The sequence below is a fragment of the Streptomyces sp. 4F14 genome (assembly GCF_048159485.1).
Taxonomy (GTDB): domain Bacteria; phylum Actinomycetota; class Actinomycetes; order Streptomycetales; family Streptomycetaceae; genus Streptomyces.
The window spans coordinates 1-339 of sequence record NZ_JBLRVY010000314.1; the positions used below are offsets into that span (position 1 = coordinate 1).

Below are 339 nucleotides of genomic sequence, written 5' to 3' on the forward strand. Positions count from 1 at the left end.
CTCACCCGAACTCGCTCTCATCCAGCGGGCATTGGCGAACCCCCGCATCCTCAACGTCGCCGGCCGGGACGGATCCTCGGGGCAGGGCTCGCACGGCTCGCACGGCTCCGAACACGGCGAGCTGACCCTGCTCGGACACTGGGTCGAGCACTGGGAGAGCAACCCCGGCGACCCGAACAGACCCCAGACGCTGCCCCTGGGCGGCTTCAAAATGGCCTGCGCCTCCTGCGACCTCGCCTACCAGGCGGTCAACCAGCACATCGGGAGCCCGCTCGGCCACCGCGTCCAGGCATCCGGCACCCACGGCATGTTCTTCCCGGGCTGGCGCATGCCGCAATG

At 69.9% G+C, this 339-nt stretch carries 1 pseudogene; it reads left to right on the forward strand.

What is annotated here, in order from left to right:
• Positions 1–31 precede the first annotated feature (31 nt).
• A pseudogene (locus tag ACLZOT_RS50885) lies at positions 32–339 on the forward strand (hypothetical protein); the annotation flags it as partial.